At 63.3% G+C, this 20,795-nt stretch carries 19 protein-coding genes; 16 read left to right on the top strand and 3 right to left on the bottom strand.

What is annotated here, in order from left to right:
• The first annotated feature begins 13 nt into the window (after positions 1 to 13).
• From G5V57_RS22705 to G5V57_RS22690, 4 genes are all read left to right on the top strand, one after another.
• Positions 14 to 982 (top strand): methyltetrahydrofolate cobalamin methyltransferase, encoded by a 969-nt coding sequence (locus G5V57_RS22705; RefSeq protein ID WP_165169809.1) that lies wholly within the window; start codon positions 14 to 16, stop codon positions 980 to 982.
• 5 nt (positions 983 to 987) lie between these two features.
• Positions 988 to 3,024, top strand: a complete 2,037-nt coding sequence (locus tag G5V57_RS22700) for an ASKHA domain-containing protein (protein WP_165169808.1) — start codon at positions 988 to 990, stop codon at positions 3,022 to 3,024.
• Positions 3,025 to 3,441: 417 nt separating this feature from the next.
• Complete coding sequence (locus tag G5V57_RS22695; RefSeq protein ID WP_165169807.1) at positions 3,442 to 3,720, top strand: hypothetical protein; 279 nt, start codon at positions 3,442 to 3,444, stop codon at positions 3,718 to 3,720.
• A 345-nt stretch (positions 3,721 to 4,065) separates the two neighbouring features.
• On the top strand, positions 4,066 to 5,256 hold the full coding sequence (locus G5V57_RS22690) for a calcium-binding protein (RefSeq protein WP_165169806.1): 1,191 nt from the start codon (positions 4,066 to 4,068) through the stop codon (positions 5,254 to 5,256).
• Between the two features lie 95 nt (positions 5,257 to 5,351).
• On the opposite strand, the gene G5V57_RS22685 is transcribed toward G5V57_RS22690, so the two are convergent.
• A complete protein-coding gene (locus G5V57_RS22685) occupies positions 5,352 to 6,197 on the bottom strand; it encodes an AraC family transcriptional regulator (protein ID WP_246737327.1) in 846 nt (281 codons plus the stop codon).
• A 196-nt stretch (positions 6,198 to 6,393) separates the two neighbouring features.
• On the opposite strand from G5V57_RS22685, the gene G5V57_RS22680 reads away from it, so the two are divergent.
• The 8 genes from G5V57_RS22680 to G5V57_RS22645 all read left to right on the top strand — a co-directional run bounded on the left by G5V57_RS22680 (position 6,394) and on the right by G5V57_RS22645 (position 15,158).
• Positions 6,394 to 7,158 (top strand): phytanoyl-CoA dioxygenase family protein, encoded by a 765-nt coding sequence (locus G5V57_RS22680; RefSeq protein WP_165169804.1) that lies wholly within the window; start codon positions 6,394 to 6,396, stop codon positions 7,156 to 7,158.
• Between the two features lie 66 nt (positions 7,159 to 7,224).
• Positions 7,225 to 8,247, top strand: coding sequence for an ABC transporter permease (locus tag G5V57_RS22675; protein ID WP_165169803.1), 1,023 nt, complete (start codon positions 7,225 to 7,227; stop codon positions 8,245 to 8,247).
• Between the two features lie 38 nt (positions 8,248 to 8,285).
• Complete coding sequence (locus G5V57_RS22670) at positions 8,286 to 9,257, top strand: substrate-binding domain-containing protein (RefSeq protein ID WP_165169802.1); 972 nt, start codon at positions 8,286 to 8,288, stop codon at positions 9,255 to 9,257.
• Positions 9,258 to 9,330: 73 nt separating this feature from the next.
• Complete coding sequence (locus tag G5V57_RS22665; protein ID WP_246737326.1) at positions 9,331 to 10,797, top strand: sugar ABC transporter ATP-binding protein; 1,467 nt, start codon at positions 9,331 to 9,333, stop codon at positions 10,795 to 10,797.
• 47 nt (positions 10,798 to 10,844) lie between these two features.
• Positions 10,845 to 11,801: a ribokinase gene (locus G5V57_RS22660; RefSeq protein ID WP_165169800.1), complete on the top strand. Its 957-nt coding sequence runs from the start codon at positions 10,845 to 10,847 to the stop codon at positions 11,799 to 11,801.
• The gene (gene rbsD / locus G5V57_RS22655) at positions 11,798 to 12,259 is read left to right on the top strand and encodes a D-ribose pyranase (protein WP_165169799.1); all 462 of its coding nucleotides are present in this window, start codon (positions 11,798 to 11,800) and stop codon (positions 12,257 to 12,259) included. Before G5V57_RS22660 ends, rbsD begins: the two co-directional genes overlap by 4 nt.
• Position 12,260: 1 nt before the next feature.
• A complete protein-coding gene (locus tag G5V57_RS22650; RefSeq protein ID WP_246737325.1) occupies positions 12,261 to 13,025 on the top strand; it encodes a 3-methyl-2-oxobutanoate hydroxymethyltransferase in 765 nt (254 codons plus the stop codon).
• Between the two features lie 78 nt (positions 13,026 to 13,103).
• The gene (locus G5V57_RS22645) at positions 13,104 to 15,158 is read left to right on the top strand and encodes a CHAT domain-containing protein (protein ID WP_165169798.1); all 2,055 of its coding nucleotides are present in this window, start codon (positions 13,104 to 13,106) and stop codon (positions 15,156 to 15,158) included.
• Here the strand turns inward: G5V57_RS22645 and G5V57_RS22640 are convergent.
• The gene (locus G5V57_RS22640; RefSeq protein WP_165169797.1) at positions 15,122 to 16,066 is read right to left on the bottom strand and encodes a LysR family transcriptional regulator; all 945 of its coding nucleotides are present in this window, start codon (positions 16,064 to 16,066) and stop codon (positions 15,122 to 15,124) included. The two genes, G5V57_RS22645 and G5V57_RS22640, sit on opposite strands and share 37 nt — an antisense overlap.
• 69 nt (positions 16,067 to 16,135) lie before the next feature.
• Between G5V57_RS22640 and G5V57_RS22635 the strand changes: the two genes are divergently transcribed.
• From G5V57_RS22635 to G5V57_RS22620, 4 genes are all read left to right on the top strand, one after another.
• Complete coding sequence (locus G5V57_RS22635) at positions 16,136 to 16,936, top strand: phytanoyl-CoA dioxygenase family protein (RefSeq protein ID WP_165169796.1); 801 nt, start codon at positions 16,136 to 16,138, stop codon at positions 16,934 to 16,936.
• A gap of 152 nt (positions 16,937 to 17,088) precedes the next feature.
• Complete coding sequence (locus G5V57_RS22630; RefSeq protein ID WP_165169795.1) at positions 17,089 to 17,916, top strand: helix-turn-helix domain-containing protein; 828 nt, start codon at positions 17,089 to 17,091, stop codon at positions 17,914 to 17,916.
• A 7-nt stretch (positions 17,917 to 17,923) separates the two neighbouring features.
• A complete protein-coding gene (locus tag G5V57_RS22625) occupies positions 17,924 to 18,652 on the top strand; it encodes an alpha/beta hydrolase (protein ID WP_165169794.1) in 729 nt (242 codons plus the stop codon).
• Between the two features lie 192 nt (positions 18,653 to 18,844).
• Positions 18,845 to 19,129 (top strand): adenylate cyclase, encoded by a 285-nt coding sequence (locus tag G5V57_RS22620; protein ID WP_165169793.1) that lies wholly within the window; start codon positions 18,845 to 18,847, stop codon positions 19,127 to 19,129.
• Positions 19,130 to 19,203: 74 nt separating this feature from the next.
• On the opposite strand, the gene G5V57_RS22615 is transcribed toward G5V57_RS22620, so the two are convergent.
• On the bottom strand, positions 19,204 to 20,604 hold the full coding sequence (locus G5V57_RS22615; RefSeq protein WP_165169792.1) for an aspartate aminotransferase family protein: 1,401 nt from the start codon (positions 20,602 to 20,604) through the stop codon (positions 19,204 to 19,206).
• Between the last annotated feature and the right edge of the window lie 191 nt (positions 20,605 to 20,795).

Here is a 20,795-nt window from a genome sequence, read left to right as displayed (position 1 = left end):
TACGAGGACCTCAATGACACAGACCCTCATCGCTTCTGAAAAAAAGCAATTCCTGATCGGCTTCGACCGGCCCTTCTGCGTCATCGGCGAGCGCATCAATCCCACCGGGCGCAAGAAGCTCGCGGCCGAGATGCAGGCCGGCAATTTCGAGACGGTCATCAGGGACGCCTTGGCGCAGGTGGAAGCCGGCGCCAATGTGCTCGACGTCAATGCCGGCGTCACCGCCGTCAATCCCAATGAAACCGAGCCGCCGCTGCTCAAGCAAACGATCGAGATCGTCCAGTCGGTCACCGACGTGCCGCTCTGCATCGACTCATCGGTGACGGCGGCGCTCAAAGTGGCTCTCGAGACCGCCAAGGGCCGCCCGCTCGTCAATTCGGTGACCGGCGAGGAAGAGAAGCTCGAAGCCATCCTCCCCCTCGTCGCCAAATACAACGTGCCGGTGGTCGCCATCTCCAATGACGAGAGCGGCATTTCGGAAGATCCCGATGTGCGCTTCGAGGTGGCGAAGAAGATCGTGCAGCGCGCCGCCGATCACGGCATCAAGCCGGAAGACGTCGTCGTCGATCCGCTCGTCATGCCGATCGGCGCCATGGGTACCGCCGGCCAGCAGGTGTTCCGCCTGGTCAGGCGCCTGCGCGAGGAGCTCAAGGTCAACACAACCTGCGGCGCTTCCAACATCGCTTTCGGCATGCCGAACCGGCGCGTGCTCACCGGCTATTTCCTCGCCATGGCGGCGTCGCATGGAATGACCTCGGCGATCATGAATCCCCTGCATGACGAAGACATGCATGCGATCCTCGCTGCCAATGTGCTCAACGGCACCGACCGGAACTGCAGGGTGTGGACGAACAAGTTCCGCGAGATGTCGACGCCGTCGGCGGTTTCGCAGTCCGCCGGCGACGGCTCGACCGGCGCCTCCGGTGAAGATGTCGAGGCCCGCCGCCGCGCCCGCGAGGAGCGCCGGCGCCGGCGCGGATAAGCGACATGGCAGATACGACGCCCGACGATGCATTGATCGTCTTCACGCCGTCCGGCAAGCGCGGACGCTTTCCGCTGGGCACGCCGGTGCTGCAGGCAGCGCGCTCACTCGGCGTCGATATCGATTCTGTCTGCGGGGGGCGCGCCATTTGCGGGCGCTGCCAGATCACCATCGGCGAAGGCGAATTCGCCAAGCATGGGATCAGGTCGAGTGCTGCGCATCTCTCCGAATTCTCGGCCGTCGAGAAGCGCTATGACGACAAGCGCGGGCTCATCGCCGGGCGCAGGCTTTCCTGCCAGACCAAACTATTGGGCGATGCCGTCATCGACGTGCCGCCCGAGAGCCAGGTGCACAAGCAGGTGGTGCGCAAACGGGCCGAGACGCGCGCCATCGACATGAATCCGGCGACCCGCCTCTATTTTATCGAGGTCGAAGAGCCCGACATGCACAAGCCCTCCTCCGATCTCGAGCGCGTCTATCGCGCTCTGGAGGAGCAATGGAACGTGACCGGCGTGTCGTGCAACCTCGCCATCATGCAGAACCTGCAGAAGGTGCTGCGCCAGGGCGAGTGGAAGATCACCGTCGCGGTGTTCTCGCGCCCCGCCAGCGGCGGCAACATGCTGACCGCGATCTGGCCGGGCTTCCACGACAAGGCCTTCGGGCTCGCCGTCGATGTCGGCTCCACGACCATCGCGGCACATCTGTGCAGTCTGTCGACCGGTGAGGTCGTCGCCTCCTCGGGCCTGATGAATCCGCAGATTCGCTTCGGCGAGGACCTGATGAGCCGCGTCTCCTATGTGATGATGAATCCGGGCGGCGAGAAGGAAATGACTCACGCCGTGCGCGAGGCGCTGAACACGCTCGCGGGCCAGGTCGCGAGCGATGCCCAGATCGACAAGACCGACATTCTCGAAGCGGTGCTGGTCGGCAATCCGGTCATGCATCATCTCTTCCTCGGCATCGATCCGACCGAGCTCGGCGGCGCGCCTTTCGCGCTCGCCACCGGACTTGCGGTGACGCGGCCCGCCAAGGAGCTCGACCTCCAGCTCAATCCGGGCGCTTATGTCTATGTGCTGCCCTGCATCGCCGGCCATGTCGGCGCCGACACGGCGGGCGTGGTGCTGTCGGAATCGCCGCAGTACTCAGAAGACAACATGCTCATCGTCGATGTCGGCACCAATGCCGAGATCGTGCTGGGGTCGAAACACCGGCTGCTTGCCTGCTCGTCGCCGACGGGGCCTGCTTTCGAAGGCGCCCAGATCACTTGCGGGCAGCGCGCCGCGCCCGGCGCGATAGAGCGTATCCGCATCGATCCGGTCACGCTCGAGCCGCGCTATCGCGTAATCGGCTCCGATCTGTGGTCGGACGAGCCGGGCTTCGAGGAAGCCGTCGCCTCGACCGGCGTTACCGGCATCTGCGGCTCCGGCATCATAGAGGTGATCGCCGAAATGTATCTCGCCGGCATCATCAATCAGGATGGTCTGGTCGATGGCGGCATGGCGGAGAAATCTCCCCGCATCCGCCCGCATAAGCGCACCTTCACCTATGTGGTGCGCGAGGGCGAGCCTTTCATCTCCATCACCCAGAACGACGTGCGCGCCATCCAGCTCGCCAAGGCGGCGCTTTATGCCGGCACGCGGCTGCTCATGGATAAGCTCGGCATCGACCATGTCGACCGCATCCGTCTCGCCGGCGCCTTCGGCAGCCATATCGATGTCAAATTCGCGATGATCCTCGGCCTCATCCCCGATTGCCCCCTCGACAAGGTGCAGTCGGCCGGCAATGCGGCGGGCACGGGGGCGCGCATAGCCCTCCTCAATTCGAAGGCGCGCGAGGAGATCGAGCAGGTGGTGCGCCGCATCGAGAAGATTGAGACGGCGGTCGAGCCCCTGTTCCAGCAGCACTTCGTCGAAGCGATGGCCATCCCGCACAAGACGGCTTATTTCGCCAATCTCGCCCAGGAAGTGAAATTCCCGGAGCCGAAGACCATCATCCCGCTTGAAACGGATGGCAGCGAAAGGCGCAAGCGCCGGCGGGGTTAGGGTCCGTCATCCGGGCGTGGCGAAAATCCAGGGTAGATACAGGGTAGAAGGCGAAAAACGCCTTCCCGCACCTCGGTCTTCATGAAGATTTGCTCGAGCTTGAAGGACTTGTGTGGCGCAAACCCGGTTTCTTGAGCAGGGAAGATAGAATTCCCCAGGCAGGGAAGCGGGAGTAAACCAGACGACGCCTGCGGATGTGGGTGCCGGCGGGGGCGACGTTTGATGCGGATCATTCACCCTCGGCAAGACGCGCAAGCAGTGCGTCCATTTAGTCGCACCTCGCACCGACTCGCGCGCCTCCGCTTCAAGGCAGCAACTTCATGTGAACCGGGGACGGCTCTCAAGGAGGGTGTTGCCTAGAACCCATCCGACTGCCTATGCTCTCCAAAGGCGTCCCCTGAGGGACGCTTTTGTTATTTGACGCGATTAGCCTCCGCCGCCTCCGCTGCCTCCGCCATCACCGCCGCTGCTGCCGGAATCCTGGCCGCCACCGCTGCCGTCTGGGGCCCCGCCGTTGTTGCCGTTGCCGCCGCCATCGCCGCCGCCGCCGCTGCCTCCGCCGTCACCGAGTGGTGTTGGTGTCGGCCCACCGCCGTCACCGCCGCCACTGCCGCTGTCACCGCCAGGCCCACGACCATCGGGATCGCCGCCATTGTTGATGCCACTGTCACCACCAGGCCCACGGCCATCAGCTAGAACGACTTGACTCGCTGCCAACAATGCCAATAGGGCCGCACCGGCGAGAATCGTCTTTTTCATGAGCCTCTCCTCTGTCAGTTGATTTTCTGACTAAGCGAGCCGTCCACAACCACAAGTGTGCCCAACAATCGAGCGCAATTACAAGTTAAAACCAGTCGTTGAGATTCACAGAAAATACAACGCAAATATCAAACAACAATCACCCCTTTTCTTGCCGTTAGGTACGAATGGCCAATGTGATAAGGTGTATAAGTCGCTCACAGGCGACGCTCACGAAGGATGGCGCCCGTTGCGTGTTTTCCACATTGTGATTGCAGACCATATCCATTCCTGGAGGCAACGATGAATATAAACGGGACGGCCCTGGCGGACCGGCTCTTTGGAACCGACACCGCGGATAATATCTATGGATTTGACGGCGACGACTTGATCTGGGGCTATGCCGGCAATGACTATATCGAAGGCGGGCTCGGCAATGACACGCTGCTTGGCGGAGCGGGAGACGATTTCCTCAAGGGCGGCGATGGCAACGACTACATGGAGGGGGGAGACGGCAACGATAGCCTGGATGGCGGTGCGGGCGACGACACCATGCATGGCAATCTCGGGAATGACATTTTCGACGGCAAGGAAGGCGATGACACGATCTATGGCGGCGAAGGTCATGACAGCATCATCGGCGGACTCGGCAATGACGTGATCTATGGCGGCGCCGGGGAGGAATATATCGACGCCGGTGCGGGCGATGATGTGATCTATGCCGGCGCGGGCAACGATGGGTTCGTCAACCGGATCAATCCGGCGACAGGCAAGCTGACGCAGCAGGCGGTGGGCGGCGGCGCCGGCAACGATACGATCTATGGTGAGGTTGGCGACGACGCGCTCAAAGGCCAGGCCGGCGATGATCGCGTCTATGGCGGAAACGGCAATGACTTGGTCGATGGCGGAGATGGCAACAACTATCTCGACGGCGGCGATGGAAACGATGTCATAGATTCCGAAGGTGGCAATGATGAAGCGCATGGCGGCAATGGCGACGACAATATGGAGCTCGGCGGTGGCAGCGATCTGGCTTTTGGCGACGCGGGCGCCGACATAATCAGCGGAGAGGCGGGTGCCGATCAGCTCAGCGGTGGCGACGACAACGATGTGCTCTATGGCGGAGATGGCAATGACGTGCTCCGCGGTGACGCTGGCGCGGATACGCTTTTCGGTGATGGGGGTGCTGATATCCTGTGGGGCGGCGCCGGCGCCGACAAATTTGTCTTCAAGGGGGCCGTCGCTACGTCCGGGCAAGATGTGATCATGGACTTCGAGGATCGAACTGATCGCATCGTCCTCGAGAAGCTCGGTATAAAGAGCTACAACAGCTCAGGCGCACCGGGATCTATCTACGCCTACAATACGCCGGATGGGGACGTCCTCATCAAAGGCTTCGACTCGGCCGGGCACGCGATCTCGATCCTCATCGACGATCCGACGCAGAGCCTCTCGGCTTCGAATTTCACAAGCGCCGATTTCGTTTTCGCGTGACCGATCCCATGAAATCTATCAATTCGAGCGGCGTTTCACATTTTGCACGATTTAATGGGTCCCAGCTTTCGCCCGGATGACAATTTGGGAAGTTCTTACAAAGTTTGCGTACCGAGTTCGCTCCTGCGCCACGAGGACGGCGCCACACCGGTCGAGCGCTTGAATTCGCGGCTGAAGTGGTAGACGTCGCAGAAGCCACACATCTCCGCCACCTGTGCAAGGCTCCGGCCTGAGACGAGCAGTGACTGCGCCTGCATCAACCGCTCACGAATGAGCCACTGCCTGGGGCTGGTGCGCAGATGCTTGCGGAACAAACGCCGGATCTGCGACGGGCCCAGGCCTGAGACGGCGCTCAGATCGTCCGCTTCCCAGGCAAGCCCTAGATTGCCGCGCATCGCGTTCACCGCCGCCGTCAGAGAGGGCGGCAATTCGCGCTCACCGCTGCCGGCAAGGCCGCGATCGATCATGGCCAGGAAATCGGCGACCAGCTGATTGAGTCTGAGATCGAGTCCCGGCTCGCGTCGCCGCATAGTGGTGAACAGGCGGTCGAACCACGGGACGAGATTGACATTCCCGGCGAGCGTCGCGCGTGGAAATCTGTCGCCAAAGAGCTTGCGGCGCAGCGCCGGGAGATTGGGCCCGTCAAGCCTGAACCACAGCAAGGTCCAAGGGACTTTCCGGTCGGCGAAGTGGCCGTGGCGTAACTCATTGGCGATCCAGACGAGCTGACCGGGGCGGATGTGGGCGCGCTCGCCCAGCGTTTCCACGACGCCGCCACCGGACAGACAATAAAGAATGTCCTGCCCGGGATGCGCGGCCCGGACGATCCGATAGTCGGGCGCCGCCATCACCTTCCCGGCACGCAGAACGCTTGCCGCAGCGAGCGTCCAACCAGGCTCGGGCACATAATGCAGGTTTTCCAGAAAGGCCGTTTCGGACATGCGCGTTTTATACAAAGAATGGACTCCTTTGTCCATTTTCAGCCGGCAAAAGCGTGCATAGGATCGCGCTCAACAGCTCACAGAGTCACAGTTAATCGCGACCGAAACTTGGCTTTTGGCGGCGGCCTTCGCCCTCATCGAAGGCAAGGCCCGCGCCCCGATACAAGCCTGTTTCGTCCATGCAGGGAGACAAAGAATGTTGGGATTGACCGCGCAAGAGACCAAGGACTACGCGCGCGACGGCTATATCATCCGCAAGGGCCTGCTGAGCCAGGAGGAAGTCGCCGACTTCCGCGACCATGCGCGCAAGCAGCTCGAGGCCGAGCAGGCTTCTGGCGCCATCATGGCCAAGGGCGACAAGGAAGGCAAAACCACCCTCCTCAAGATGTGGACCAAGGCCGAGGACGACAAATACGGACTTCTGGCGCGCGATGAACGCATGGTCGGCCTCGCCGAGGGCGCCGTCGGCAAACCGATCTATCTCTACAGCCACAAGATGACGATGAAGCAGCCGCATGAAGGCGGCGCCTGGGAATGGCACCAGGATTTCGGCTACTGGTACAATTACGGCTGTCTCGCCCCCGATATGATGAGCATCTATATCGCGCTCGACAAGGCGACGCGCGAGAATGGCTGCCTGCAGGTGCTCAAGGCCACGCACAAGCTCGGCCGCCTCAATCACATCCGCGAGAACGACCAGACTAATGTCGAGCAGGAGCATCTCGAGGCGGCGCTCAAGCGCTTCGAGCATGTCTATGTCGAGATGGAAGCGGGTGACGCTTTGGTGTTCGACGGCAACCTGTTGCATCGCTCGGACGCCAACCGCTCCGACACCTATCGCTGGGGCTATATCTGCTCCTACAACGCCGTCGAGAACGCACCGTTCAAGAAGGTGCGCGAATATGGCAACTACGACGAAATGAAGAAGGTGCCGGCGGGTTCGTTCCGCAAGGCATCTTGACGATCTGAGCCGGGCCCCAAGGCCCGGCTTTTTGACTAGGCCCGACGGGGCCAATGGGAGGACAGAATGACCGATACGGTCGGGACCGGTGCGCGCGCACCTGCCATGGACCGCTTTTCATTGCCGGGACTCTTGCGCGCACGCGAAACAGGCGTGTTTCTTGCGCTTGTCGTCCTATGCCTGTTCCTCACCTTCGCCACTGACGGCTTTCTGACCTCAGTCAATCTGCTCAATGTCGGCCGCCAGGTCTCGCTCCTCGGCATCATGGCCATCGGCATGACCTTCGTGCTGATCTCCGGCGAAGTCGACCTTTCGGTCGGATCGAACTACGCATTGTCCGGCCTCGCCACCGGAATGCTGATCATTGCCGGCTGGGGCCTCTTGCCGGCGCTCGCCGTCGGTATCCTCACCGGCATGACGATCGGCCTCATCAATGGCGTGCTCTCGACCTATGGCCGCCTCCCCTCGCTGATCGCGACGCTCGGCATGCTGTCTGTGGTGCGCGGCTCCGCCCTCATCCTCACCAACGGCCAGCCCGTCACCGTCAATGTCCGCAATGGCGCCGATCCAAGCGTGCTCGAGATCTTCAGCTTCATCGGCCAGGGCTATCTCTTCGGCACCGTGCCGATGCAACTCGTCTTCTTCATCCTGATCGCGGCGATCGCCTGGGTGGTGCTTTCCTGCACCAATTTCGGTTTCCGCGTCTTCGCCGTCGGCGGCAGCGCCAAGGCGGCACGCGTCTCCGGGATATCGATCAACAGCGTGAAGATCTCGGCCTTCGTGCTGATGGGGGCACTTGCCGCCTTTGCCGGCATATTGAGTCTCGCCTTCCTGCCCAGCGGCCAGGCGGGGCGCACCGGCCTCGGCCTCGAGCTCGACGTCATCGCCGCCACCATCGTCGGCGGCTCGTCGCTGTCGGGCGGCGAAGGAACCATTCTCGGCACCATCCTCGGTGTGCTCATCATCGGCGTCATGCGCAACGGCCTCGTGCTGATGGGGGTCTCCCCCTTTGTGCAGGAGCTGATGATCGGTCTCGTCATCATCATTGCCGTCGGTATCGACAAGTGGTCGACCCGCCGGCGCGCCTGAGACTCCAGAACTGAAAATCCAACGGGAGGACTATCCAGATGAAACTCAAACACATCCTTCTCGCCACGGCGCTCTGCCTGGTGCCCGTGCAGCAGGCGGCGGCCGAATCGAAGCTCGCCGACTTCCCGCTGGCCGAACGCATCAAGGCCAAGGTCGACGCCGGCCAGCCGCTCGACATCTATGTCTCCTATCACGACGTCTCCAATGAATTCGCGCCGTTCATGAAGGCGGGCGTCGCGCGCGCCGCCACCGAGGGCAAGGTCAATGCCAATTTCATCGGCCCCGTGGGCGCCGACGCAGACGGCCAGATCAGCGAGATCGAGACGCTGATGGGCAAGATGGACGGTCTCGCCATATCCTCGGTGTCGACCGACGCGCTGGCGCCGCTGATCGACCGCGTGCTCGCCGCCGGCATTCCGGTCGTGACCTTCAATACCGATAATCCGGACAGCAAGCGCCTCGCTTTCGCTGGCCAGGATCTCGTCCAGTCCGGCCGCGAGGCCGGCGCGCTCATGGCGAAGGTCCTAAACGGCAAGGGCAAGGTCATCATCACCACCATCGACGCCGCCGCGCAGTGGTCGGTCGACCGTGAAAAGGGCGCGCGCGAGGCATTGCAGAAGGAAAGCGGCATCGAGGTCGTGCAGACCCTCAACACCGGCACCGATCCGCAGAAGATCTATTCGGCAATCGAGAATGCCATGCTCGCCAAACCCGACATCGACGGCATCCTCTCCCTCGAATGCTGCTCGACGCCGGCGGCCGGCACCCGGGTCGAGCGCAACAAGGCCGCCGACAAGGTCAAGGTGGTCGGCTTCGATCTCCTCGACCAGACAGTGCAGCTCGTCGAGAGCGGCAATATCCAGGCGACGATCGACCAGGCGCCCGAGCGTCAGGGCTTCGAAGCAGTCAATCTCATCGTCAAATTCGTGAAGGGCGAGACGATCGACAATCTCGACACCGGCGTCGGCGTCTACACGAAGGAGAATATTGGCGAGGTGACGAAGAAGTAACGCGGCTCGCGCTGCCTCAGCCTTCCGCATGAGCGAGAACAGTCAACGAGAACCGATCGTCAGGATCGCCGGGGTGACCAAGAGGTTCCCCGGCGTCCTGGCGCTCGACCGCATCGAGATCGCCTTCCAGCCCGGCGAAGTGCATGCCGTGATCGGCGAGAACGGTGCCGGCAAATCGACGCTGATGAATATCCTGGCCGGCGATCTGCAGCCCAATGACGGCCAGATCTTCATCGACGGCAAGCCGCAGATCATCTCTACGCCGCTGGTGAGCCGGGCGCAGGGAATCACCGTCGTCTATCAGGAGCTGGCGCTCTGCCCGACGCTCAGCATCGCCGAAAACATCATGATGCCGGACATGGCGGCGCGCTCCGTCGCCACGATCGTGCCGCGCGACCTGATGCGGCGTGAGGCGCGCTCCGCCCTCGCCCGGCTCGGCATGGCCGATCTCGACCCCGACACCAAGGTCGGCCGCTTGAGCGTCGCCGAGGCGCAACTCGTCGAAATCGCCCGCGCCATCCGCCAGAAGGCACGCCTCCTGGTGCTGGATGAGCCCAACTCGGCCCTTTCCACCCGCGAAAGCGAAAGGCTGTTCGAAATCGTGCGGCAGTTGCGCGCCGAGGGCGTCGGGGTCATCTATGTCTCGCATCACCTCGACGAGGTGCTCGATCTCGCCGACCGTATCACCGTGATGCGCGACGGACGCACCATCGAGACGATGGCCAATGACAATGTCTCACAAGCCCGGCTGATCCGCGCCATGGTCGGGCGCGATCTGGGCGCGGCCCAGCCCTGGGCCCTGCAACACTCTTCCGGCGCGGCTCCCGTCGTGCTGTCGGTCGCCGATCTGTCGGCGCCCGGCCTCGACCGCATCAGCTTCACGGTGCGCGCCGGCGAGATCCTCGGCATCGGCGGCCTGCCCGATTCCGGCAAGGACCGTCTCGGAGACGTTCTCTTCGGCCTCATTCCCCGCAACGGCAAGGTCGCGATCGACGGCAAAGACCTGCCGGCGGCCGATCCATCAGCCTCGATCCGCCGAGGTATGGCCTATGTGCCAGCCGATCGACGCGGCTCGGGCGCCCTTCTCAGCATGAGTGTCGCCGAGAATGTCGTCTCCGCCTCGCTCAAGAAGTTCTCGCTCTCGGGTTTCCTGCGCCGGGCAAAGATCAAGCGCGAGGCGCGCGCCGAGGTGGCGCGGCTCGATGCCCGCATCTCCCATCTCGGCCAGAAGCTCGCCACACTCTCCGGCGGCAATCAGCAGAAGATCATCCTCGGCCGCAGCCTTGTCACCCATCCGCGCCTGCTCGTGCTGCATGAGCCGACACGCGGCATCGATGTCGGGGCCAAGACCGAGATCTATTCGATCCTGCGCCAGATCGCCGGCGAAGGCGTCGCCATCATCATGATCTCGTCGGAAATGCCGGAGCTGGTCATGAATGCCGAGCGCGTGCTGGTGCTGCGGGGAGGCCGGCTCAGCGAGGAATTACGGGGAACCGACGTCAATGAAGAAGCCATCCTGGCGCGTGCGATGGCGCCGTGAGGACGGAATAGAACCAAGATGACGATATCGGGAGTACGGACACCAGGATGACCAAACAGAAACCCAAGATCACGATCGTCGGCAGCTTCGCGGTGGGCCTCACCATGCGCGCGCCGAAGCTGCCGATCTTCGGCGAGACCATGCTCGGAACCGATTTCGACATGGGGCCCGGCGGCAAGGGCTCGAACCAGGCGGTCGCCACCGCGAGGCTCGGTGCCCGCTCCAGCCTGCGCGCCATTCTCGGCACCGACAAGCTCGCCGGCATCGCCACCGATCTCTATGTCGCCGAAGGCGTCGACACGGAACTCGTGACCTCACAGAGCGAGCGCGCCACCGGCGTCGGCTTCATCATCCTCAACGACAAGGGCGAGAATTTCATCATCCTCGACATGGGCGCCAATGAGCTCATGGATGCGACGTCGGTCGATCTGGCGGAAGCCAGGATCGCCGAAAGCGATGTCGTGATGACGGTCCTCGAAGTGCCGACGGAAGCGGCGCGGCGCGCCATGGAGCTCGGCCGCAAACATGGCACCCGCACCATCCTCAATCCGGCCCCGGCGCGCGCTCTGCCGCCCGAGATCTTCGCCTCGGTCGATTATCTGACGCCCAATGAAAGCGAGTTGCGCATCCTGCTGGGCTTGCCGGCGAATGACCCGCGCTCGTCGCGCGAGCTCGCCTTGGAATTGCGCCGGAAGGGCGTCCGCAATGTCGTGGTGACACTCGGCCGCCAGGGCGCCCTCATCCTCACCGATGAGCTCGATGTCATGGTGCCTGCCATTCCGGTCGATGTCGTCGACACTACGGGTGCCGGCGATGCCTTCAATTCCGGTTTCGCGGTGGCCCTCGCCGAAGGCCGCGACATCGTGGACGCGGTGCGCTTCGGCGTCGTTTGCGGGGCGCTCGCCTGCACCAAGCTCGGCGTCATCCCGAGCCTTGCCAGCCGCGCCGAGGCCGACGCCATGCATGAAAAAGCCCGTAACAGCCTATGGAAGGACAGCCTGTGAACCGCAACCGACTGCTCAATGCCGAACTCAGCCACGCCATTGCGATGATGGGACATGGCGATCTGATGATCGTCTGCGATGCGGGCTTCCCGATCCCCTCCTCGGCCTGGCGCATCGATCTCGCGATAGCGCCGGATCTGCCCGATCTCGAAACCGTACTGACGCCGATCGCCGCCAATCTCATCTGCGAGCGCGTGGGTTACGCCGATACTCTGGCGAAGCACAATCCGCGCCTGCTTGAAAAGGTGCGGCGCATCTTCAAAGGCGCCGACTTCGAGACCGCCAAGCATGAGACGATCCTCACCGAGATGGCGGCCAAGGCGAAGGTCATCGTGCGCACCGGCGCCTTTGATCCCTGGGGCAATATCCTGCTCTATTCCGGCGTCGATGTGCCGGCCTGGTTCTCCAAGGACGGCACCGTGCCGCCCGACTACTACGCCAAGAAGATGAAGGGCTGAGATGCCGCGCATTTTCGATTTCGGCGGCCGTGAGGTGGAACGCAGTCTGACGGTCGCCGGTCTGCGCCAGCTCAAAGGCAGCGGCAGGCATGTCGCGCAAGTGACCGCCGAGACAGCGGAAGAAGCCGCCGCGGCCGAGGCCGCCGGGATCGAGATGGTGGTCTGCCGGGGCAGCAATGTCGTGCGCGTGCGCGAAGGCTCGCGACGAGTCTTTGTGACCGCCGCGATCGGCTTCGCCGAGGCGATCACCGGCGATGAGATCTTGCGCGCGGGCTTCGCCGCGGTCACTGCCGGCGCCGATGCGGTGATCACCGGTCGCAGCCCGGACATGGTGCGCCTTCTCGCCAAAGAGCAGGTTCCCGTGATGGGCCATCTGGGTCTCGTGCCGCGCAAATCGACCTGGGTCGGCGGCATGCGCGCGGTCGGCAAGACCGCCGAGGAAGCGATGGAGCTGTGGGACCGTTTCCGGCAGCTCGAAGACGCCGGCGCCTTCGCGGTCGAATGCGAGGTCATCGCCGCCCCGGTGATGGCCGAGATCAATCGGCGCACCTCGCTCGTCACGGTGTCGCTGGGCTCAGTCTCCGACGCGGATGTGATCTTCCTCTTCACGTCCGATATTTGCGGCGAGAGCGCCAGGCTTCCCCCGTCATGCGCGGGCCTGGGGCGATCTCAGACACCTGCAGGCTCAGATCCGGCAGGAACGGATCGGCGCTCTGGGGCAGTTCCGCCAGGCTGTCGCGACGGGCGGTTTTCCGGCGCAACATGAAACCGCCTCGATTCCGGACGACGAATTGGCTAGATTCAGCGATAAGCTAGATATCCACATAAAGGCACGCCTGCGGTCATGAGCTTAAGCTGCACTCGCCTGATCGCGGTCATCACAATCGCTTTCATGCTGGTGCAGCCCTGCGACGCGCAAGAGACCCCGGCCGTTCTCATCCAGCCGCAAGGCAGCGTGCTCATCCGCAACGATCCAGAAGTCCGGGCCCTCCTCGATAAGGCGCTCGACGCCGCCGAACAGGGCGACAGCGCGGAAATCAAGACGCTCATCGGCAAGGCCGAGGCAATCATCAACCGGACAATAGGGCCATCGGGGCGCCACATGACCGCCCTTCACCAGGAAGCGGCGGCGGATTTCGTGATATCCGGCGAGCCCCAGGAGGCGCTGGCCCATGGCCTCAAAGCGGTGGCGCTCGGGCGCAAACTGGCCGCGAGCTATATATTCTACCGCGGCATGAGCCTCGGCATGCCGGTGTTCGAGCAGACCGAGCCTTTCCGTGATTTCCTGTCAACGGCCTATGTGATGATGGACGGCGCCGACGCGGACCTGTCCCGGCGCCTGACCGCCGAGGCCTTCAAGGTCGCGCAGCTGGCGCAGATGACGAAGGCCGGCCTTGCGGTGCTGCGCCATCAGGCGACCCAGGCGGCGCTGGCCGGACGACGCAGCGATGAAGTGAAGCTCGTCCAGATGGTGGCCGACACGATCGGCCCCACTCTGCAGACGGGGCGCGAGATCGCGGCCGGTCTCCACGGCGAGGCCGGCAGCCCCGGGCGCACCGAAATGGAGGCGCTGAATGCCGGCCAGCAGGAGAACCTGCAAGAGGCGATCGCGCTCATCGCCAAGGAGAAGATCGACATTGCCGACATTCTCCTGCCACGCCCGCTGGAGGTAGACGCCGTGGCCCGGCTCCTCGAACCCGACGAGGCACTGGTCTTCTTCGTCGAGGGCAATATGGCGGAGCTGCACGGCTTCGTCGTCACCCGCGAGTCCGTCCGCTGGCGCGAGATCGCGCTGAAGCTGCCGGATATCGAGGCGCTCGTCGCCCGCTTCCGGGCCGGGATCGGCGCGCCCCTGGGACGCAGCGCCACAGTCATTACGGAGGAGCCGGCGCCTGATGAGGATGACACTCTGGCGCCGGCCTGGCAGCTCTATCAGGCGTTGCTCGGTCCGTTCGAGGCCCAACTGCAAGGCAAGACGCATCTTCTGGTCGCGGTCGATGGCGCGCTGGCGAAGCTACCCTTCGAATCGCTCCTTACCGCGCCGCCGCCAGCCGCCTCGACCGACGCGCGCGTCTTGCCGTGGCTGGTGCACGATCATGCCGTCACCGTACTTCCAGTGTTATCGGCCATTGCCGGGCGGGACCGGCAAGCCGCGGTGCGCGATGGTGCAAGCGAGGCCGTGCTGGGCATCGGCAATCCCCACTATGCCGCGCTCGCCGGCAAGCCCGGCCTCATCGGCGCCGTTCAGTCACTCGAAAAACTCACGCCCCTGCCCGAATCCGACGGCGAGGTCCGGCGCATCGCCGAAATGCTCGGATCGTCGGGGCAGGACCTGCTCACCGGGAGGGACGCATCGGAGGAAAAACTCTATGCGCTGTCCGGCACGGGAATGCTGGCACAGTACCGCATGCTGATCTTCGCCACGCATGGATTGCTGCCTGGCGAAATCGACGGCCTTTATGAAGGCGCTCTGGCCTTGACGCCGTCCGAGAAGGAGGCGCGCCAGTTGATCGCGCCCTCGGCCATGGGGCTCATCACCAGCGCCGACGGGCTGTTGACGACCTCGGAAATCCCGCAGCTCAAGCTCAAGGCCGACATCGTCGTGCTCTCCGCCTGCAATACCGGGGCCGACAGCAACATCGATCTCGAAGCCTATTCAGGCCTCGCCGCGGCCTTTCTCCAGGCCGGCGCACGGTCCGTCATGGTCTCGCATTGGCCGGTGAATTCGGATGCCGCGGTCGCGATCACGACGGGTACGATCAGGCACTGGCAATCGCGCAAGCCCGGCCGCGACTTCGTTTTCGCCTTCCGGCAAGCGTTGCTCGAAGTGATCGAGACGAGCCCGGAAACCGGCAAGCCCTCTTATTGGGCGCCTTTCTCGCTCTTCGGTGAGCCCTGATCCGCAAAGCGTGACCTGATGAAGTCGCGCAAGGCGCTGGCGGCGGGCGTCAGCGCCGGCGACTTTGCCCAGGCGAGCAGGATACGCTGCGCTGGCAGCTTGTCCGCGATCGGCCGTGCCGCGAGCTTCCTGCCGTCATAGCTCTGATCCGCCTTGGGACGCGTATAGGCAACCGCAACGCCCAGCCCGTTCGCCACCATGCTCCTCTGCAGTTCGAAGGAGGAGGCGCGCGCCGCCACTTCGACCTCGATCCCCTCGGCGTTGAAGAGCGCCACGATATGTTGCCAGCTCAAGGCCTGGTCGGTGAGGATCAGCGGAAATTTCGCCAGATCGGCGAGCGCCACGGCGGATCGGCGCGCCAGCGTATGATGCGCCGGCAGCATCGCATAGGGGTGGAGCTCAACCAGCGTCTCGCGCGCGATATCGGGGCCGAGGCCCAGATCATAGGTGAGCGCCAGATCGATCGAGCCCTTGCTCAGCCGGCTCGCCAGCTCGTCGAAGCCGGCATCGCGGAAATCGACGCGCACCGAAGGCATGGCCTTGCGGAACTGACCCAGCAGGCGCGGCACGTAATAGGGGGCGAGATCGGTGAAGCAGCCGAGCATGGCCTCGCCCGAGATCATCTCCTCGGCGTTGCCGAGGCGGCTCAAGGTCGCAGCCTGGTCGAGCACCAGGTGCGCCTGGCGGATGAAGCTCATGCCGAAGGAGGTCGGTTCGACACCCTCGCCCTTGCGCCTGACGAAAAGCCTGCGGCCCAAATGCGCCTCGATCTGTGCGATGGCGACCGAGACCGAGGGCTGCGAGACGTGGAGCGCGTCAGCCGCCGCCGTGACATTGCGGGCATCGGCGGCCGCCACCGCATAGCGCAGCTGCTTGAGCGTCAAAGATAGTTTTTCTTTATGTTCCATATTATCAATCATTATTTTACTTGATGTTCGCCGCCGTGCAACAGTCTTCCTGAGGATCAGGAGGAACCGATGAGCAAATATGTGAGCGCCGGAGACATCGCCGATTACCAGCGCGACGGCGTCGTCTGCATCAAGGGGCTGTTCAAGGACTGGGTGCCGGTCATCAGTGAAGGCATCGAGCGCAATATGCGCGAGCCCAGCCAATATGCCGCCGAAAACCTGAAACCCGGCGAAGGCGGCCGCTTCTTCGACGATTACTGCAACTGGGAGCGCATCCCGGAATTCACCGAGGTGATCCGCAAGTCGCCCGCCGCCCAGGCCGCCGCCGAGCTGATGCAGTCGAATTCGGCGCAGATCTTTCACGACCATGTTCTGGTCAAGGAGCCCGGCACCTCGAAGCCAACGCCCTGGCATCAGGACGCACCCTATTATTTCGTCGACGGCGAGCAGACGGTGAGCTTCTGGGTGCCGGTGGAGCCGGTCAAGGAAGCGGCCCTGCGCTGCATCGCGGGCTCGCATAAATGGCCCAAGATGGTGCTGCCGGTGCGCTGGCTCTCGGAGCAGAATTTCTATGCCGGAGAGCACGACTATATCCCGGTGCCCGATCCCGATGCCGAGCCCGGCAAATACAAGGTGGTGGAATGGCAGATGGAACCGGGCGATGCCGTCGCCTTCCACTACAAGACCGTGCATGGCGCGCGCGGCAACAATTCAGACCGCCGCCGGCGCGCTTTCTCGATGCGCTGGGTGGGCGATGACGCTCACTATGTCAGCCGGCCGGGGCGCACCTCGCCGCCCTATCCGGGCCACGACATGAAAGACGGCCAGCGCCTGCGCGCGGACTGGTTCCCGGTCATCTGGCAGCAATAGCTTCTATTTGGCGCATCAGCTTGTCCGAAAAGTCTGCAATGGCCGGGTCAAGCCCAGCCACAAGCTTTTCGGGCTGATGCGGCTGAATCGCAATTTCGGTCACACCCCTCCCCCCGTTCCATGGCATAATTGGAGCGGGGAGGAGCGGTCCGTTGCGTGCAGCCACTTTCACCGACCATCGCCGGCGCATCGGGCGCGCCGTCCGGCATGTCGACTGGCATCTCGACGAGGATATCGACATCAGGCGGCTTGCCGACACGGCCTGTTTCTCGCCCTATCATTTCCTGCGCGTCTTCCAGGAGCTGACCCGCGAGACGCCGCTGTCGATGGTGCGGCGCCTGCGCCTCGAACGCGCCCGCCAGCGGCTCGCCGCCGGAATATCCGTCACCGAAGCCGCCCAGGAAGCCTGTTTCGAAAGCTCGCAGGCCTTCGCCCGCGCCTTCCGCGCACTGTTCAACCGCACGCCGAGCAGCATCGAGCCGGACGAGATCAGGCTCGATCCGGACTGTCCGCCGCCGGAGATCGTGACGCTGCGGGAGCGGCGCGCCATCGCCCTCGATTTCCAGGGCACGCATATCGAACTCACCGACGCCTTCGGCCATCTGCTCGGCCTCGCCAGGCCGTTGATCAAGCGCCACGGCGCCACTGTCGCCTCGCTCAGCGAGGAATATCCCTTTCCCGATGCCGAGAGGCCCTATAGCTGCCAGATGCTGGTGCTGATGCCGGAGGCAGGCTTGCGCGAGACCAAACTGCCGGTGATCCCGCTCGCGGGCGGGCTTTACGCACTGTGGCGGCTCTCCGGCTCCCTGCTCGATTGGCGCGCCGACTATGCGCGGCTTCTCGACCTTACCTTGCCGGCGCTCGGCTATCGCAAGACCGAGGGACCAATCATCCGCCTCTTCTATAATGACCCGGCCTTGGTGCCGCGCGGCAACCGCAAATGGTCGCTGCTCATCCCGATCGTCTCTTTCGGCGCCTGAGGTTTCGATGAAACTTCTTTCCTTCGCGGTTTTCAGCTTGCTTCTCCTCGGCGCGACCACGTCGAGGGCGCAGGAACCGGTCGCGTTCAAGACCGCCGACGGCATCACCGTCTATGGTGACTACTATGCCGGGGCGGATCCGACGCGGCCGGTCATCCTCGCTTTCCATCAGGCCGACTTCAACCGGCTCGAATATCGCGAAATCGCGCCGCGCCTTGTGAAGGAAGGCTTTTCCGTCCTCGCGATCGATCAGCGTTCCGGCGGCGACTATGGCGGGGTCGAGAACCAGACGGCGAAGGAAGCGAAAGGCTTCTGGGTCTATACCGACGCCCTGCCCGATCTCGAAGCCGCCGCGAAATGGGCGCGCGAAAAACATCCGAACTCCAAACTCATCGCCTGGGGTTCGAGCTATTCGGCCTCGCTCGCCATCATCCTCGCCGCCAAGGACAAGGACATTGCCGGCGTCCTCGCTTTCTCGCCCGGCGAATATTTCGACGGCAAGCCGTCGGTCCGCGAAGCCGCGAAAAGCGTCACCGTGCCGGTCTTCATCACGTCCCGCGGCGACAAGGAAAAAGTCATCGCCAAGCTCATCCTCGAAGCCGTCGCTTCAAAGGACAAGACGCAGTTCATACCCGCAGGCACGGGCGTCCATGGCTCGAGCGCATTGCTCCAGCCGCAAGGCAAGGCGGAGGAATACTGGAAGGCGGTCGACGCCTTTCTCGCCAAGTTCAAGTAATCGGTCGCCTATGCAGGGATTTGACAAGGGCCCGGATGCGGCCAGCAGCTACCCCACAGTTCATTACTGAGAGTTCATGGAATACCGCGGAGAACGTGACCATAGCAGACTCCAGCTATCATATTCATTCCGGCATGCCGTGAGGGCGAGCCGAGGCAACACGCATCCATGGCCATGCCCAAGGAGGCGCTCATGTTGAAATATGTTCTTCCTGTCGCTACCGCTGCGATCCTGTTTTCAATACCGGCCTTTGCCACAAATCCACATTCCGGTGGCACAAAGGGCCAGCCGAATTGCAGCTGTCAATCGACTCCCTCGACTCCCGGTAATGCCGCCCAGGCGCCCGGGTCGGCCTTCAACCCAAACGGCAATGCCGGGACACATTACGCCGGCACACAGCCGCAGAACTCGAAAAATCCAAAGAGTGTCGCGCAATACGACGTGGCCTGCTTCCAGCAGTCGCAGCATATCAAATGACGGCGAGCTGAGGCCGTTCTAACCGGCTGACGGCGCTCCATCCCCGGCCATGGAAGCAGACCTGGATGATGCGCTCAGACAGCCTTTTCGCGCGCCAGCTCATCCATAACCTGGCGCACCGCGGCTTCAGCGATACCGACGATCTCGTCGACTTCGGCCTTCGTCGTGACGAGCGGCGGGGCGAAGCCCAATATGTCGCCATGCGGCATGGCGCGGGCGATGAGGCCCCGGTCGCGTGCCGCCTTGGAGATGCGAGCACCCACTTTCAGGCCGGCATCGAAGCGCGTCTTCTTCTCGCGGTCGGCGACGAATTCGACTGCGCCGAGCATACCTTCACCGCGCACCTCGCCGACGATCGGCAATTGCGCGAAGGCCGCCTTCAGGCGCTGCTGGAAGTGGCCGCCGACCTCCTTCGCCTTGCCGGGAAGATCCTCCTTCTCGACAATGTCGAGCACCGCATTGGCGGCAGCCGCGCCGATCGGATGGCCGGAATAAGTGAAGCCATGCGAGAAGCTGCCGATGCGGTCGGCCGCCTCCTCGATCACCTGATAGACCTTCTCGCCGACAATGGCGCCCGAGAGCGGGAAATAGGCGGAGGTGAGTCCCTTGGCGACGGTGATGAGATCGGGCTCGATGTCGTAATGATGCGAGCCGAACATTGATCCCAGACGACCGAAGCCGGTGATGACCTCATCGGCGATCAGCAGCACATCGTGCTTCTTGAGCACCGCCTGGATCGCCGCCCAATAGCCCTCGGGCGGTGGCGTGATGCCGCCGGTGCCGAGAACCGGCTCGCCGATGAAGGCGCCAACCGTGTCGGGCCCCTCGCGCTGGATCAGCTCATCGAGCTCACGCGCCCGGCGGGCGGAGAAATCGCGCTCGGTCTCGCCGGGCTCGGCGCCCCAATAATGATGCGGCACGCCGGTATGGAGGATGCCGGGCAGCGGCAGGTCCATGTGGTCGTGATAGAAGGACATGCCGGTCATCGATCCCGCGACGACGCTGCAGCCGTGATAGCCGCGCTGGCGCGAGATGATCTTCTTCTTCTTCGGCAGCCCGCGCAGATTGTTGTAGTACCAGACCAGCTTGGCCTGCGTCTCATTCGCATCCGAGCCCGACATGCCGTAGAAGACCTTGCTCATCCTTCCGGGCGCCATCTTGACGAGGCGCGCCGAGAGGGTCGCCAGCTCGTCGGTCGTGTGGGCGGCATAGGAATGGTAATAAGCGAGACGATAGGCTTGGCGCGAAATCGCTTCCGCCACCTCGGTGCGGCCATAGCCGATATTCACGCAATAGAGCCCGGCGAAGCCGTCGATATATTCGCGCCCCGTCGCGTCCTTGATGCGGATGCCCTTGCCGGTCTCAACGATCGTCGGATCGCCCGCTTTGCCGGTGGCGAAATCCTTGAGCTGAGTGAAGGGATGGAGAACGCTGGCACGATCGAGCGCGCTGATGTCCTTGATATTGATCGTCATAATCTTCTCCCCGTCAGACAGCCACTTGGCGGCAACTAGAGCGCCGGGCGTTCTCCCTCGGCGTTCTAACTCTTTGATTTGCGCATCGGATTCTCCGAAAACCGCTTCGCGCTTTTCGGTCCGATGCTATAGCTGCGGCATCCCGGTGATTGACTGCGTTTATGAGTTCACTAGTCTCGAAAAAATGCAAA

It is taken from the genome of Nordella sp. HKS 07, assembly GCF_011046735.1.
In the GTDB taxonomy this organism is placed as follows: Bacteria; Pseudomonadota; Alphaproteobacteria; order Rhizobiales; family Aestuariivirgaceae; genus Taklimakanibacter.
The sequence above is the reverse complement of the archived record's forward strand: the minus strand, read 5'-3'. Positions and strand labels throughout refer to the sequence as shown.